The following is a 15,703-nucleotide window of genomic DNA, read 5'->3' as shown; positions in this document are numbered from 1 at the left end:
TGAACTCGATCACGGATCCGAAACGTTTTGGTTGGCACCCGAAACGTTTCGGATCAACAGTAAGACATTCCTTGTTGTGGAGATGTCTAATGTCTGATTCGATTTTACACCTGCAAAGCGCAGCGGCCGACGTGGTGATCAAAACCCATCCGTTCGCCGAAATTATCTACTGGGGACCGCATTTAAGCCACTTTTCGCCTCAGGATGCCGCCAGTATCGCCCGTCCGGTGGCCAACGGCCGCCTCGACGTGGATTCACCGGTGACCTTGATGGCTGAATTGGGGCACGGTCTATTTGGCGCGCCGGGCATTGAGGGTCACCGCCAGGGGCTTGATGCCTCGCCTATTTTCACCACCACCGAGGTGGTGCAGGACGGGCGGAAGGTTACTCTTTTCAGCGAAGACGCGCAGGCTGGCCTGCGGTTATGCAGTGAAATCCAGCTTGATAGCAGCGGCGTGCTGAGCGTGCGCCATGGCTTAACCAACCTGCGCCCGCAGCCGTGGCAGGTGGAACGTCTGGCAGTCACGCTGCCGGTCGCCGAACGCGCCCGCGAAGTGATGGCTTTTCATGGCCGCTGGATCCGCGAATTCCAGCCTCATCGTTTGATCCTTGAACACGACAGCTTCGTGCTGGAAAACCGCCGCGGACGCACCTCTCACGAACATTTCCCGGCGCTGATTACCGGCAGCCGCGCCTTTAGCGAGATGCAGGGCGAAGTGTGGGGCGTGCATCTGGGCTGGAGCGGTAACCACCGCCTGCGGGCGGAAGTGAAAACCGACGGACGGCGCTACCTGCAGGCGGAAGCGCTCTATCTGGCGGGCGAAATGGCGCTGGCGGAAGGGGAAACGCTGTGGACGCCGAACCTCTACGCCAGCTATTCAGCACAAGGGCTGAACGGCATGAGCCAGCAGTTCCACCGCTATTTGCGCGAACAGATTATTCGCTTCCCGGACAACAAACCGCGCCCGGTGCATCTCAACACCTGGGAAGGGATCTATTTCGACCACGACCCGCAGTACATCATGCGCATGGCGGATGAGGCGGCGGGGCTGGGCGTGGAGCGCTTTATTATTGATGATGGCTGGTTTAAAGGGCGCAATGACGACTGGGCGGCGCTCGGCGACTGGTATCTTGATGAGGAAAAATATCCTGACGGTTTGACCCCGGTTATCGACCATGTGAAGTCGCTGGGGATGGAGTTCGGCATCTGGGTTGAGCCAGAGATGATCAATCCGAACTCCGATTTATACCGCGCACATCCTGACTGGTTGCTGGCGCTGCCGGGCTATACGCCGATCCCCGGACGTCATCAGTTTGTCCTGAACCTGAATATCCCGGAAGCCTTTGATTATCTGCTGGAACGAATGAGCTGGCTGCTGGGCGAGCACGCCGTGGACTATGTGAAGTGGGATATGAACCGTGAACTGGTGCAGCCTGCCCATAATGGTAAAGCCGCCGCCGATGCGCAAACTCGCCAGTTCTATCGCCTGCTGGATACGCTGGTGGCCCGCTTCCCGCATATTGAATTTGAATCCTGCTCCTCCGGCGGCGGGCGTATCGATTATGAAGTGCTGAAGCGCAGCCATCGCTTCTGGGCTTCCGACAATAATGATGCCCTCGAGCGCAACACCATCCAGCGCGGTATGAGCTACTTCTTCCCGCCGGAAGTGATGGGCGCGCACATCGGCAACCGCCACTGCCACGCCACCTTCCGCCAGCACAGTATTGCGTTTCGCGGCCTGACGGCGCTGTTTGGCCATATGGGGCTTGAGCTGGATCCGGTGACCGCCGATGAGCAGGAGCGCGCGGGCTACCGTAAATACGCGGCGCTGCATAAGCAGTGGCGCGATGTCATTCATCATGGCGTGCAGTGGCGTATCGATATGCCGGACGCCACAACCCTCGCGCACGGTGTGGTGAGTGAAGATCGGAGCCGGGCAATCTTCCTCGTCAGTCAACTGGCGATGCCGGACTACACCCTGATGGCGCCGCTGCGCGTGGCGGGACTGGAAGCGGGAGCCCGCTACCGGGTGACGCTGCTCGACCATCCTGATATCCAGATTACGGGAGAGGGCGGCCATACGATGCGTAAGCTGCCGGAATGGATGACGACGCCGCAGACCGTCAGCGGCGAGTGGTTACAACTGGCGGGGCTGGCGCTGCCAATCCTCGACCCGGAAAGCGCCATTTTGATTGGCCTGCAACGCGTGTGATGGTAACGGGCCGCGCGTCGGCCCTTTTTGAGGAGTACACAATGAACCCGACCGCCTGTACCCATAAAAACAACCCCAATTTCTGGATTTTCGGGCTGTTCTTCTTTCTCTACTTTTTCATTATGGCCACCTGCTTTCCGTTTTTGCCAATCTGGCTATCGGACGTCATCGGCCTGAATAAAACCGAGACCGGTATTGTTTTCTCCAGCCTGTCGCTGTTCGCTATCTGCTTTCAGCCGATACTGGGCGTGATCTCCGATAAGCTGGGGCTGAAAAAGCATCTTATGTGGATCGTGACGGTGCTGCTGGTGCTGATCGCCCCCTTTTTCCTCTATGTCTTTGCGCCGCTGCTGAAAAGCAATATCTGGCTCGGGGCGCTGAGCGGCGGGGCCTATATCGGTTTTGTTTTCTCCGCCGGCGCCGGGGCGATGGAAGCCTATATTGAGCGCGTGAGCCGCAACAGCGGGTTTGAATACGGCAAGGCGCGGACTTTTGGCTGCCTCGGCTGGGCGCTGTGCGCCACCACGGCGGGGATGCTGTTCAGCGTTAATCCCGAGTGGGTGTTCTGGATGGGGTCGGCCGCCGCGCTAGTGCTGGTCGTACTGGTGTCTATCGCGAAACCGCAGGCCAGCCAGACCGCGCAGGTGATGGATTCGCTGGGCGCTAACCGTTCGTCGGTCGATTTAAAAACCGCCGTGCGCATGTTCCGTCAGCGCAAAATGTGGATGTTCATTCTCTACGTTATCGGCGTCGCCTGCGTATATGACGTCTTTGACCAGCAGTTTGCCACCTTCTTCAAATCTTTCTTCGCCACGCCGGAATCGGGCACCCGCGCCTTTGGTTTTGCGACCACTGCCGGGGAAATATGCAACGCGATTATTATGTTCAGTTCGCCGTGGATTATTAACCGCATCGGGGCGAAGAATACGCTGCTGATTGCCGGGATGGTGATGGCGGCGAGGATGATCGGTTCATCGTTCGCCACGACGGCCGCTGAAGTGGTGGCGCTGAAAATGCTCCATGCGCTGGAGGTCCCGTTCTTGCTGGTAGGCGCGTTTAAATATATTACCGGCGTGTTTGACGTTCGCCTGTCGGCGACGATTTACCTGGTCGGCTTCCAGTTTTCCAAACAGGTGGCGGCGATTTTTCTCTCCGCTTTTGCCGGAAATATGTATGACCGTATCGGCTTCCAGGATACTTATATGATCCTTGGCGGCATTGCCCTGACCGTCACCTTGATATCCGCCTTTACCTTATCGGGCAAAGCCGCGTCGGAAAAGATGCGCGATAACGCGATGACGGTTTAGAAAACAGGTCGATAATGCACTGGGATGTGCTGGCGAGATGAGGAAAATTTGCACTATGGATATGAAAGCAAGAATGAACAGCGGCGAACTCTATCTTGATTCAGGATATGGTTTACCGGAACAGCGGCTGATGGGCAAGGCGCGAGCTTATGAATACAACCACTCGCACCCCTTTAATCAGGAATTAAGAAACGACATTATTCAGCGGATGTTCGCCGCCGTGGGCGAGCAGTGCTGGATAGAACCGCCGATTCACGTAGCCTACGGCACCCACACCACCATTGGCGATAATTTTTACGCGAACTTTAACCTGACGCTGGTTGATGATGCCGACATTATCATCGGCAATAACGTGATGTTTGCGCCCAATGTGACCATTTCCACCGCGGGCCATCCGGTTCATCCGGATCTGCGCCACACCCAGCAGCAGTTCTCTCAGCCGGTTATCATCGAGGATGGCGTATGGCTTGGTACCGGGGTAATTATCAACCCTGGCGTCACAATTGGTAAAAACTCGGTCATTGGAGCCGGCAGCGTGGTGAACCGTTCCATACCGGCGAACGTGGTGGCCGTTGGGGTCCCCTGTCGGGTATTAAGAGAAATTACCGATGAAGATAAAAATAAATATCAGCTGTTCGCGGGATGAATATCCAAAATAAAACAGAAAATGTGCGTGATATAAAAAGATACGGGTGAGTTTATGACTCACCTGGCCCTCTTTTACCTCCGAATAATAAAAATGAATAAAACAGTATTATCGATAGCCATAGGTTTATGTTTAATAACTGGTTCAGCGGTAGCGAAAAATAATCACCTGATGCTGGAACAACGTATGGAGCTGCTTGAAGCGCGGCTTGCCGCCGCTGAACGCCGGGCGGCGTTGGCCGAAGGTCAGGTGCGGAATTTACAGGCGAAGCAGAATGCCGCTATGCAGACGGCGCAAACCAGCATCGCTGGTTAAAAGCGTGGCTCCGGTTGCTGAGAGTAAAAAGAATATTTCAGTCCCTGAGCTGAAATTATCCGGCTATGGCGATCTGAAAATCTACGGTGACGTGGAATTCAATATGGATGCGGAAAGCAAACGTGGCCTGCTGGCCATGACCAATGCCGACGTCGGCAGCGATCCCACCTACGATAAGTGGGATTTAAACGGCCGTATTCTGCTCGGTTTTGACGGTATCCATAAAACGGACAACAGCTATTTAGCCGGGTTCTCTGTCCAGCCGCTAGCGGACATAACCGGTTCGATGAACCTCGACAACGCGGTTTTCTTCTTTAGTCAGGAGAACGACTGGCAGGTGAAAGTAGGGTGTTTTGAGGCGTAAGATATGTTCCCACTGAATCAGGATACCTTCGTCGAGCACTCCGGCAATACCGCCAACGACCTATATAGCGACGGTCATGGCTAAATCTATACGACCGCGCCGGCGATGGCCTGACTATGACCTGGAACGGCCTGAAGAGCGACCCGGATAACGGGGTCGTGATGAATCTGAACACCGCTTATATGGATGCCAGCAACGAGAAGCTGAGCCAGGGTGATGATGACAATCGCTACGGCGCGCGGGTGCGTTTTAAGTATTTCTTCTAATAATTGTAGTTATACGCAGAGTGTATTCTCTTTAATTGAACATTATTTAAATGAATGATGGCCGCTATAAATAATTAAGCCAGTATTTCTCATGCTTCATCCTGAGTGAAGGAGCAATCTGACATTCTGTTGTTTACACGAAAAAAGGATGAGGGACCTTCATGCGTTATGTATCTTTTAGTGAAACCCCACACGATCGCCAGCAATATTTTTTTGACATAATATATTATCCTTTTTCGCTGATTTATGCTTTTGTATAGGCCCGTCTTTAAGCCATGGAAAGAATAATAAAAATGCGAAGGCTAAACGTGATTCCATGTAACAAAGCAACATGTGAACTGGCTTACATTTTCGATCGCGATCACAATTTATAGTGAGCACCAATGTTAGGGGGCGTACTCAATCATCATGGCATCGATCAAAGACGTAGCGAAAAGAGCGGGGGTCTCGACGGCGACCGTATCACGAGTCCTTAACAATCATCCCAGCGTGGTGCCGGAAACCCGGCAGGCGGTACGCGATGCGATGGATTATCTCTGCTACGTCCCCAGTAAGAGTTCGTTTCAGCTTAGCGGTAAATGTTCAGGGCTAATTGGCGTGGTGTTGCCTAACCTGGTAAATCCTCACTTCTGTGAACTATTAGCGACAGTGGAGGAAGAGGCCCGGTATATTGGAAAATCGGTGATCGTTAAAACGCATCAGAATCAGCCGCAGCAGGATAAACATATTATTCATACGCTGGTGGGGATGGGCATTGACAGTTTGTTATGGGTACCGACGGAAGCGGAGGCCGACCTTTCCGAATGGTTAGCCATTACCCGAATCCCGGTCGCCGTTGTTACCCAGGTGTCCCGGTTCTTTAATTCCGTTTCGATTAATCAGGATCGCGGGGCGGAAAGTATTGCGGAACATTTTATCCACACGGGTCATCTTTCATTTGGCTTTGTTGCCCAGGAAGGTGTTGATAATCGCAAGGTATCATCGTATAGCAAAAAAATAGCGAGCCACGGCTTAACCCTCGCCAAAGATAATTTGTTCTGGATAGCCAAAGGTGAAGGCGAGAGAGTTTCCGGGCATATTCAAATTCTTGATGTCATTATCGAGAAGCTCAGCGAGCCTGAGCGTACCTGTTCATGCCTGTTGGTGTATAACGATATTGCCGCTAACTATATTATCGATGGACTTAAAGAAAAAGGTATCTCCGTTCCAGAAGATATTGCTATTGCCAGTTTTGATAATACCCTGCTGGCGCAAACAAAAAAAATCACCAGCGTGGCGCAGCCGGTCAATGAGATTGCCCACCTCGCGTTCCAGATGGTGAAGCATCAACAGCAGCCAGACAGTATTGAAATGCATGAAATCGTCTCCCGGTTAATTATCCGCGAGAGCAGCGTAAAGATTAATATTACCTCCCTGTAAAGGATAGGTATTTAGTAATGGCGCAACGTTTGCGCCATGGGCTCCTTTTAACCAAAAATAGGTGTATTTATGTCTGCTACCGCAATGGAAAAGCCAGGCGCTTATGAAAAGCTCGGGCTCAGGGAGAAGATAGGCTACGGCATGGGTGACGCCGGGTCGGGAATGATATGGAGCGTCCTGGCGCTATATCTGACGTGGTTTTATACCGATGTTTATGGCCTGAATGCCGGGGTGGTTGGCACATTATTCCTGGTTATCCGTATCTTTGACGCTTTTAGCGATCCGCTAATGGGGGCAATCTGCGACCGCACCATCTCGCGCTGGGGTAAATTCCGTCCATGGTTATTATGGATGGCGCTTCCGTTTGGCCTGGGCGCGGTACTGATGTTTACCACCCCCGATCTCAGCATGAACGGCAAGATTATCTATGCCTGGGTCACCTATCTTGTCATGTCGCTGATTTACACCGCGATTAATATTCCCTATTGCTCGGTCGGCGGCGTGATTACCCTCAATCAGAAAGAGCGTATGGGCTGTCTGTCCTGGCGTTTTTTCCTTAATGGCCTGGCGACATTAATTATTTCCTCCTCTATTCTGCCGTTAACGGACTGGCTGGGTAACGGCGATCGCGCCTCCGGTTTCCAACTGACCATGATCATTATGGGCGGCGCGGCAACGCTGATGTTCCTGTTCTGCTTTTCCAGCATTAAAGAGCGGGTGGTGTCGGTGAAGCAAAACGAGTCGTTGAAGAAAGACCTGCGCGATATTATCAAAAACGATCAGTGGCTCCTGATGATCGCTATTACCTTCCTGAACGTTTTCCCGGCATTTATCCGCGGTGGCGTCACTATCTATTATGCTACTTACGTCATGAAAGAGTCGGTTGGATTTATTACCTTCTTTATGGCGCTGGGCGTGGCCTGTAATATGCTGGGCAGCGTGCTTGCCAAACCGCTTACCGATCGCTTTGATAAGCTGGCGCTGTTCCGCGTTATTAATATTATTCTCGGCATTCTCTCATTTGCGCTGTGGTTTGTTGATCCGCAATCCCTGACCCCGCTGATGACGCTGTTCATCATTATTAACGTTCTGCATTTAATACAGTCTGGCCCTATTCTGTGGGCGATGATGTCCGACGTCGACGATTACGGCGACTGGAAATTTGGTAAACGCCTGACCGGCATCTCCTTCGCGGGAAACCTGTTTATGCTCAAAATGGGTCTGGCGGTCGCCGGCGCGATCGTCGCCTGGATTCTGGCGTTTACCGGCTATGTCGCGAATGAGCCGCAGCAAAATTCGCAGACCATTCAAGGTATTATCATGATGTTTTCACTGCTGCCGATGGTGAGTTATTTCATCAGCGCGTATCTGGTGCGCTATTTTAAGCTGAATAACGCTTTCCTTGAAAGAATTAAAACGGATCTGGCAAAGCGCGAGCTGGAAAAAGGCCACGGTTAATGACCTGGAGCGCAGAGTATCGGTTTTATTCAACAATGAAATAACTACGATTTAAATATTGCTTATTAATTTCTATTTAATATCAAAGGAGGTTTTTATGGTGCCTGAAAATTATTATGATGTCACGCGGTGGCCGGTGGGTAATCCCTATCAGGATATTGGCGAAGTGATTAATAGTATTATCGCCGATATTAAATCCCGGCAAACCGAAACCGATATCAACGACGGCGGAAAACCGGGCGCCGCTATCTTTATCCCGCCCGGCGATTATCATCTGACGACGCAGGTCTTGATTGATATAAGCTATTTAAAAATAATGGGCGCCGGGCATGGTTTTGTCTCCTCAAGCATTCGCTTTAATACCCCAGCGGATGAATGGCCGAACCTGCACGATCTGTGGCCGGGCGGGAGCCGTATCCTGGTCGATCTTTGTCCGCAGGACGGCGATGAAGAGCACGCCGGCGCCGCGTTTTATGTAAAGCGCAGCGGGGCGCCGCGTATCAGTTCGGTGGCGTTCGAAAACTTCTGTATTGATGGTCTGCACTTTGTGGATGATGGGCTGGGAAACAACGATCCGGAAAATACCTACACCAACGGTAAAACCGGAATTTATATCGCCAGCGCGCAGGACGCCTTTCGGATCACCGGGATGGGGTTCATCTACCTCGAGCATGGCCTCACCGCGTACAACAGCGATGCGATGGCGATCCATAATAACTTTATTGCCGAATGTGGTAACTGTATTGAACTCCGCGGCGCCGGGCAGGCGTCAAAAATAACCGATAACTTGATTGGCGCAGGTTATAAAGGCTATTCCATTTACGCGCAAAACTTCGGCGGGTTATTAATTTCTACCAACAATATTTTCCCGCGCGGCGCCAGCAGCGTCCACTTATCCGGCGTTGTACGCTCCTGCGTCACCAGCAACCGATTCCATTCGTTTTATCCTGGCATGCTGATAATGGAGAACAACTGCGCGGAGAATCTGATCTCGGCAAACCACTTCTTGCGCGATCGTGAGCCCTGGCCGCCGATGCAGGCTTATGACAATGGGCGAGATGATACCTATGGTCTGCTGTATATTGACGGGAGTAATAACTCGATTATTGCCAATCATATTTCCGAAACCGTCGATGTCCAGTATCTCAAGCCGCAGGGAATAAAGCCGATCGTCATCCGTCTTGTTGCCGGCAAGGGGAACTACCTTGCCAATAACCATATCGTGGCGACGACTGAGGCGTCGGCGTCGCAGGCGCAAACTTTGGAAGAGGATGCCTGCTTTGCGGCGCAGGTCAGCGCCTTGCTCACCACGGACAGATTAAAAGCCCTCAATGCGGTCGCCGTGCTGGTAGAAAAGCGCTCTGCGCAAAACACGATCCTGGATAGCGGAAGTGACAATCAGGTGCTGATGGACAGGGCGGTAAACGCCTTCAGGGCCACGCCTGTTCCCGGAACGATGTAACGCTCTTCAACCTCAAGCGGTGGCCCCGCTAAACGCAGCGGGGCCGTCAGGGATTTAATCGAGATAAAACACCTCTTTGAGCTCCGCGCTTACCGGAATGTTGTCCGGGTTGGCGGGCATCACGTCGCGCATATGCCGCCACCAGCGCTGGCACACCTCCGTGTTGGCGACGGCATCCCAGCGCGCTTCGGACTCAATCTCCACCGTGGCGAACAGCAGATGGCGCGCTTTATCGAGATATATCGCGTAATGTTGCGCGCCGTGGGCTTTCAGCACCGCTTCCAGCTCCGGCCAAATGGGGTTATGGCGGCGCTGATACTCTTCATGCGCGTCCGGGTTGACCTGCATAACGAAAGCTTTGCGGATCATAAGGCCTCCAGATAGAGTTCGCGAACTTCATCGCGGCTGGCGGCGCGCGGGTTGCACGGCGCGCACGGGTCGGCCAGCGCTTTGTCCAGCCAGCCTTCGATATCGGCTTTGCTAACGCCAAGCTGGCTGAAGCCTTGCGGAATGCCGACGCGTTTGCTCAGCGCGCGGATGGCGTTGATTGCCTCCATGCTGGCCGCCTCATCGCTCATGCCGCGGGTATCGACGTCCATCGCCTGCGCCACGCGGGCGAAACGGGAGACGGCGTTCGGGCGGTTAAAGTTTTCGATGATCGGCAGCAGGATGGCGTTGCACACGCCGTGCGGCAGGTTGTGGGTGGCGCCCGGCTGATGGGCCAGCGCGTGCACCAGGCCCAGACCGGCGCTGTTAAACGCCATGCCCGCCAGATACTGGCCAAACGCCATCTGCTCGCGGGCTTCAAGGTTATGTCCGTCGTCCACGGCTTTCGGCAGCCACAGGTTGATCAGGCGAATCGCCTCCAGGGCGTTGGCGTCGGTCAGCGGATGCGCGCCAACGGACACGAAGGCTTCAATGGCGTGGGTCAGCGCGTCCATGCCGGTGGCGGCGGTAATGGATGGCGGGATATCCAGCATCACGCTGGCGTCATCGACGGCAATATCCGGGATGATATTGGGGTCGATAATCACCTCTTTCACCTTGCGCTCGGCGTCGATGATCACCGCGTTGCTGGTCATCTCCGCCGCTGTTCCGGCTGTGGTGTTGATCGCCACCAGCGGCACGCCGGCGTTTATCACCTTGCCGACGCCGGAGTAGGCGGTGGACGGTCCCGGATTGGCGGTGAGGATTTTGACCGCTTTGGCGGTATCAATTGGGCTGCCGCCGCCGAAGGCGATAATAAAGTCGCAGTTTGCTTCCTGATACGCCGCGTAGCCTTGTTGCACCAGCGCTTCCGTTGGGTTAGGGAACACCTCGTCAAACAGATGGTAAGACATCTGCTGGGCGTCCAGGGCGGTGAACAGGCTATCGAGCAGGCCCATTTTAACCAGATGACCGTCGGTGACGATCAGCGCTTTACCCCACTGTTTGCCCGCCACCAGCTTGACCATATCGCCGATTGCGCCCGCGCCGTGGAGGCTGATTTTGGGCAGTGCCAACATAAAACTCATGATAATTCTCCTTAATGTTGATTTTGGGTAATCCGTTTCCCTTCACCCGCCCCCGGGTCGCGGCTGGCGCCTTACCCGGGCTACACGTACCGGTCAGATCAGTGTGAAGGGGAAATTAAATTCGTCTTCGCTGCATCATCCGCCGGGTAATAATCGGCAGCGAGATCACCACGATCAGCATCGCGCCAATGATGATCGACATCACGATCCCCGGCACGTTGAGCAGGCTCAGGCCAAACGTCACCAGCCCCATCAGGAAAGCGGCGATAATCACCCCCACCATGCTGCCGGAGCCGCCGAGAATATTGATGCCTCCGAGCACCGCCATCGTGACGACCGCCAGCTCCCAGCCCATCGCCAGCGTCGGACGGGTGCTGCCGAGCCTCGAGGTCAGCAGGACCGCCGCCAGCCCGGCCATCAGCCCGACCAGCGCGAACAGCACCAGATTGTGACGCTTGACGTTGATGCCAGAGAACCAGGCCCCGGTTGGGTTATTGCCGATGGCGTAGGTCCGGCGGCCAAAGTTGGTTTTATGCAGCAGGAAGGTAAAGGCGGCGGCGAGGAGGATAAACAGCGCGAACTCAAAAGAGAGCGCCCCCCACACGTAGCCCTGGCCGAACCAGGCGAAGCTCTCCGGGTAGTGATTGAGCGCCTTGTCGCCGAGCAGAATGTAGGTTATCCCGCGATACAGGCTCATGGTACCGATGGTGATGACGATCGACGATAGGTTAAAGCGCGTCACCAGGATACCGTTGAACAGGCCGCACAGCAGCCCCACGCCCAGCCCGACGGCCACCAGCAGCGGCGTATCCATACCCGCCGCCGCGCAGAAGCCCATCGCCGTTGAGCTCAGCGCCATCGTCGACGCCACCGAAAGGTCGATCTCTCTGGCGATAATTAGCATCGCCATCGGCAACACGATGATCGCTTTTTCGGTGAAGTTAAACGTGGCGTCCGACAGGTTCCAGATATTAAGGAAGTAGGGCGACGCCAGGGCGTTAACCACGAATACCGCCAGGGTTACCGCCAGCAGAAACCCTTCCCAGCACAGCAGACGGCGCAGCGGCGACGGCGCGGCCGGGGCGCTTTTCATCTCTTCAGACATCATTATTTTGCTCATGATTTCACCGCCTGTTTCTGCCGCGCCAGCGCCGCGTTGCGCAGGATTAATCGCCCGCTACCTTTATTACCGCGTTCGTTAAGCAGCACCGCAATGACGATCACCGCGCCGGAAATGGCCATTTGCCAGAACGGCGAAATGCCAATCACCGGCAGCGCGTTATTAATCACCCCAAGGAACAGCGCGCCGCACAGACAGCCGAGCACGCGACCGGTTCCGCCCATGGTGCTGATGCCGCCGATGACGCAGGCGGCGACTACCTGCAGTTCAAAACCGTTGGCGACATCGACATAGGCGACGGCGAAGCGCGAGATCCACAGATAGCCGCAGAACCCGGCCAGCGCGCCGGAGAGGCAGAAGCTGACAAACTGCATTTTCCCGGCGTTAATCCCGGTGTAGTACGCCGCCGTCGCGTTGCCGCCCGCAGTGTACAAAGCCCGACCGGTGCGGCTGTAGCGCAGGAAATAGCCCACCAGCAGCAGTGCGGCGATGGCGCACCAGCTCAGCAGCGGCAGCCCCAGCAGCGAGGCGCGCGGCAGGCCGAGAAAATCGGCGCTCATCTGGTGCGAGTTCACCCAGCCGCCGTCGGAGAGCAGGAAGATGATCCCGCGATAAATACTCATGGTGCCCAGCGTGACCACGATGGCCGGGATGCCGAGCCGCCAGACCAGCAGGCCGTTAATTATCCCCATCAGCAGGCCCAGCAGGGTCGCCAGCGCCAGCAGCGCCGCCACCGGAATACCCGGATAGTGGGCGTTGAGCAGGGCGACGATCATCCCGGTCAGCGCCAGGTTGGCGGCCATCGACAGATCGATGCCTTTGGTCAGCAGTACCATCATCTGGCCGAGGGCGAGGATGATGAGGATGGCGGTGTCGTTAAACATCTCCACCAGATTGCCCGGCGAGACGAACGACGGCGCCCGGCTGCCGATCGCGCCGATCATCAAAATGACGACCACCGCCAGCAGCGCTTCACGGTGTTTAAGCAGTTGTCGGCCCATTACGCTGCCTCCTGACCAATGCCGCTGGCGGCGCTAACGATGGTTTCCGCCGTCGCTTCACCGGCGCGGTACTCGGCGACCATCAGCCCTTCATGCATCACGATAATCCGGTCGGCCATACCCATCACTTCCGGCAGCTCCGAAGAGACCATAATCACCGCCAGCCCCTGGCTGACCAGCTCGGACATAAACTGGTGCACCGCCGCTTTGGAGCCGATATCGATGCCTTTGGTCGGTTCGTCGAGGATAATCACCTCGGGATGGGTCGCCAGCCATTTGCCGATCACCACTTTTTGCTGATTGCCGCCGGAAAGGGTTTCCACCGCCTGCCGCCAGCTAAAGGCCTTAACCTGCAGGCGCGAAGCGTACTCGTCCGCCAGCCGCCATTCGCGGGCGTCGTTAAGCACGCCGCCGGGGTTCAGTTTGCTGAGCTGCGGCAGGCTGATGTTCTGGGCGATCGGCAGGGCGATAATCGCTCCCTGCTTCTGCCGCTCTTCCGGCACGCAGACGATACCGGCGCCGATCGCGTCGGCCGGCTGGCGAAAGCGCATCGGTTTCCCCTTCAGCACAATATCGCCGGAAGAGGGATGTGAGACTCCGGAGAGCGCCTGCATCAGCTCGGTGCGCCCGGCGCCCACCAGGCCGTAAAAGCCAAGAATCTCCCCTTTGCGCAGGCTGAAGCTGATATGGGCGAACTCGGTGGGGTGGCAAAGGTCTTTCACCTCCAGCACCGTTTCTCCCGGAATACAGTCGACTTTCGGGTAGGTTTGGGTAATCGCGCGGCCCACCATCATCGCCACCATCCGCTCTTCGGTGATATCGTTAATCGCGCCGGAGCTGACGTACACGCCGTCGCGCAGAATGGTGTAGTAGTCCGCCAGCTCGAAAATCTCATCGAACTTATGCGAGATAAACAGAATCGCTTTACCGTCCTGCTTCAGGCGCTCAACGATTTGATAAAACTCCAGAATTTCATGCTGCGAGAGCGCCGCCGTCGGCTCATCGAGGATCACCACCTGGGCTTCAAAGGAGAGCGCCCGGGCGATGGCTACCATATGGCGTTGGGCGATGCTGAGGGTTTTCAGCGTCGCGCGCGGGTCAATCTGTACCTCGAGGCGGGTGAGAATTTCGCTGGCTTTGCGGTGCATGGCGGGCCAGTCGAGCTTCTTCAGCAGGCCGCGATGCAGATACTGGCCGACGAAGATATTTTCGGTCACCGAGAGTTCGTCGAACAACACGGTTTCCTGATGAATCGCGGTGATCCCGACCTTGTGCGCCGACTCCGGGTTCGGCAGTTGGATAGGGATCGCTTTATAGAGAATCTCGCCCTCTTCGGGCTGATAAATGCCGGTCATCACTTTGACCAGCGTAGATTTCCCCGCGCCGTTTTCGCCGATTAAAGCGGTCACTTTGCCGGGCCAGAGATCGAGCTGCACGTTTTCAAGGGCGCGGACACCGGGAAAAACCTTGGTGATGCCCTTCAGCGACAGCAGTGGGGTGGATGCTGACATGATAGTTCTCCGTCAAATTACCCTTTACCCTCCCCCAAAGAGCGAGAGAGTGGTTTGTTCCTTCTCCCTTGAGGAGAGAGGGTCGGGTAAGGGGGATTAGAAGATTTTTGAGAACTTATCGATGTTGCTCGCATCGTAGACGAACGGTTCGGCCATCGCGCCGCTACCGTCGGCGTCCAGCTTCACTTTGCCCAGTTTGCCCATATTGGCTTCGGTTTTGGTCGCCGTGCCTTTGACTAAATCGTCGGCCAGATACGTGGCGGCGTAGCCGAGGTCAATCGGATTCCAGATGGCGAAGCTTTTGCTGGCGCCGGATTTAATCGCCCCAGCCATTTCCGACGGTAGCCCCAGCCCGGTAACGTAGACCTTGCCGATTTTGCCCTGATCTTTTACCGCCTGCGCGGCGGCCACGATCCCCACCGACGAAGGCGAAACAATCACTTTCAGGTCAGGGTATGACTTCAGCAGGCCCACCGCTTCGCGGTAGCTTTTATCCGACAGATCGTCCCCGTAGGCGACGGTCACCAGATTGACGGACGGGTACTGCGGCAGCACCTTTTTCATCTCCTCAATCCAGATGTTCTGGTTGGTGGAGGTTGGGGTGGCGCTTAAAATCGCCACATCGCCTTTTTCCACGTTCAGCGCCTTCAGCGCATCGGCGGCGAGCTTAACGTTGGTTTCGCCAATCAGCGCGTTATTGGACGGATTAAGATGGATCTGGCGGCCCGCCGGCGCGACGCCGGAGTCCCAGGAGACCACCTTAATACCGCGCTGCATCGCTTTTTTCAGCACCGGCACCACGGCGTCGGGATCGTTAGCGGAAATGGCGATCGCATCCACCCCCTGGGCGATCAAACCATTCAGCACTTCGATCTGCGCTTCGGCGGTGGTGGTGGTCGGGCCGGTATAGATCACTTTGACATCGCCTAACTCTTTGGCCGCTTCCTGCGCGCCGACGTTCGCTGCTTCGAAGAATCCATTTCCCAATGATTTCGCCACGAGGGCGATTTTGACTTCGGCTAAAGCGGAACCGGACAACGCCAGGATGGCAACGGTGAGGATCAAGCTTGTGTTTGTTTTCATTGCTTTTACTCCACATAATCGAGT

The 15,703-nt window shown here is 55.5% G+C and carries 12 protein-coding genes and 1 pseudogene; 7 read left to right on the top strand and 6 right to left on the bottom strand.

Going from position 1 to position 15,703, the window contains the following annotated elements; genetic code table 11:
- Nucleotides 1-89 precede the first annotated feature (89 nt).
- The 7 genes and pseudogenes from EGY08_RS14575 (at nt 90) to EGY08_RS14545 (ending at nt 9,450) form a co-directional block, all read left to right on the top strand.
- Complete coding sequence (locus EGY08_RS14575; protein WP_123828608.1) at nt 90-2,213, top strand: alpha-galactosidase; 2,124 nt, start codon at nt 90-92, stop codon at nt 2,211-2,213.
- A gap of 41 nt (nt 2,214-2,254) precedes the next feature.
- Entirely contained in the window at nt 2,255-3,520 is a 1,266-nt protein-coding gene (locus EGY08_RS14570; RefSeq protein WP_004127178.1) for an MFS transporter, read from the top strand.
- Between the two features lie 55 nt (nt 3,521-3,575).
- Nucleotides 3,576-4,166, top strand: coding sequence for a DapH/DapD/GlmU-related protein (locus EGY08_RS14565; protein WP_049113468.1), 591 nt, complete (start codon nt 3,576-3,578; stop codon nt 4,164-4,166).
- A 93-nt stretch (nt 4,167-4,259) separates the two neighbouring features.
- Nucleotides 4,260-5,048 (top strand): annotated as a pseudogene (locus EGY08_RS14560) (carbohydrate porin); the annotation flags it as partial.
- A 471-nt stretch (nt 5,049-5,519) separates the two neighbouring features.
- A complete protein-coding gene (locus tag EGY08_RS14555) occupies nt 5,520-6,530 on the top strand; it encodes a LacI family DNA-binding transcriptional regulator (protein ID WP_004127185.1) in 1,011 nt (336 codons plus the stop codon).
- Nucleotides 6,531-6,599: 69 nt separating this feature from the next.
- Nucleotides 6,600-7,988 (top strand): glycoside-pentoside-hexuronide (GPH):cation symporter, encoded by a 1,389-nt coding sequence (locus EGY08_RS14550; protein ID WP_004127186.1) that lies wholly within the window; start codon nt 6,600-6,602, stop codon nt 7,986-7,988.
- Nucleotides 7,989-8,085: 97 nt separating this feature from the next.
- Nucleotides 8,086-9,450, top strand: coding sequence for a NosD domain-containing protein (locus tag EGY08_RS14545; protein WP_123828607.1), 1,365 nt, complete (start codon nt 8,086-8,088; stop codon nt 9,448-9,450).
- 54 nt (nt 9,451-9,504) lie between these two features.
- Here EGY08_RS14545 and rhaM read toward each other — a convergent pair whose 3' ends face one another.
- The 6 genes from rhaM to rhaS all read right to left on the bottom strand — a co-directional run bounded on the left by rhaM (nt 9,505) and on the right by rhaS (nt 15,679).
- Complete coding sequence (rhaM, locus tag EGY08_RS14540; protein ID WP_123828606.1) at nt 9,505-9,819, bottom strand: L-rhamnose mutarotase; 315 nt, start codon at nt 9,817-9,819, stop codon at nt 9,505-9,507.
- On the bottom strand, nt 9,816-10,964 hold the full coding sequence (gene fucO, locus EGY08_RS14535) for a lactaldehyde reductase (protein WP_123828605.1): 1,149 nt from the start codon (nt 10,962-10,964) through the stop codon (nt 9,816-9,818). Before fucO ends, rhaM begins: the two co-directional genes overlap by 4 nt.
- Before the next feature lie 115 nt (nt 10,965-11,079).
- Nucleotides 11,080-12,084, bottom strand: coding sequence for an ABC transporter permease (locus EGY08_RS14530; RefSeq protein WP_004127192.1), 1,005 nt, complete (start codon nt 12,082-12,084; stop codon nt 11,080-11,082).
- Nucleotides 12,081-13,085: an ABC transporter permease gene (locus EGY08_RS14525; protein ID WP_087828799.1), complete on the bottom strand. Its 1,005-nt coding sequence runs from the start codon at nt 13,083-13,085 to the stop codon at nt 12,081-12,083. Before EGY08_RS14525 ends, EGY08_RS14530 begins: the two co-directional genes overlap by 4 nt.
- Entirely contained in the window at nt 13,085-14,596 is a 1,512-nt protein-coding gene (locus EGY08_RS14520) for a sugar ABC transporter ATP-binding protein (RefSeq protein ID WP_004127195.1), read from the bottom strand. Before EGY08_RS14520 ends, EGY08_RS14525 begins: the two co-directional genes overlap by 1 nt.
- A 96-nt stretch (nt 14,597-14,692) precedes the next feature.
- Complete coding sequence (gene rhaS, locus EGY08_RS14515) at nt 14,693-15,679, bottom strand: rhamnose ABC transporter substrate-binding protein (protein WP_004127197.1); 987 nt, start codon at nt 15,677-15,679, stop codon at nt 14,693-14,695.
- Nucleotides 15,680-15,703 lie beyond the last annotated feature (24 nt).

Source organism: Klebsiella sp. FDAARGOS_511 (assembly GCF_003812845.1).
GTDB classification, from domain to species: Bacteria; Pseudomonadota; Gammaproteobacteria; order Enterobacterales; family Enterobacteriaceae; genus Klebsiella; species Klebsiella grimontii.
This window is presented reverse-complemented; position numbering and strand designations above follow the sequence as displayed.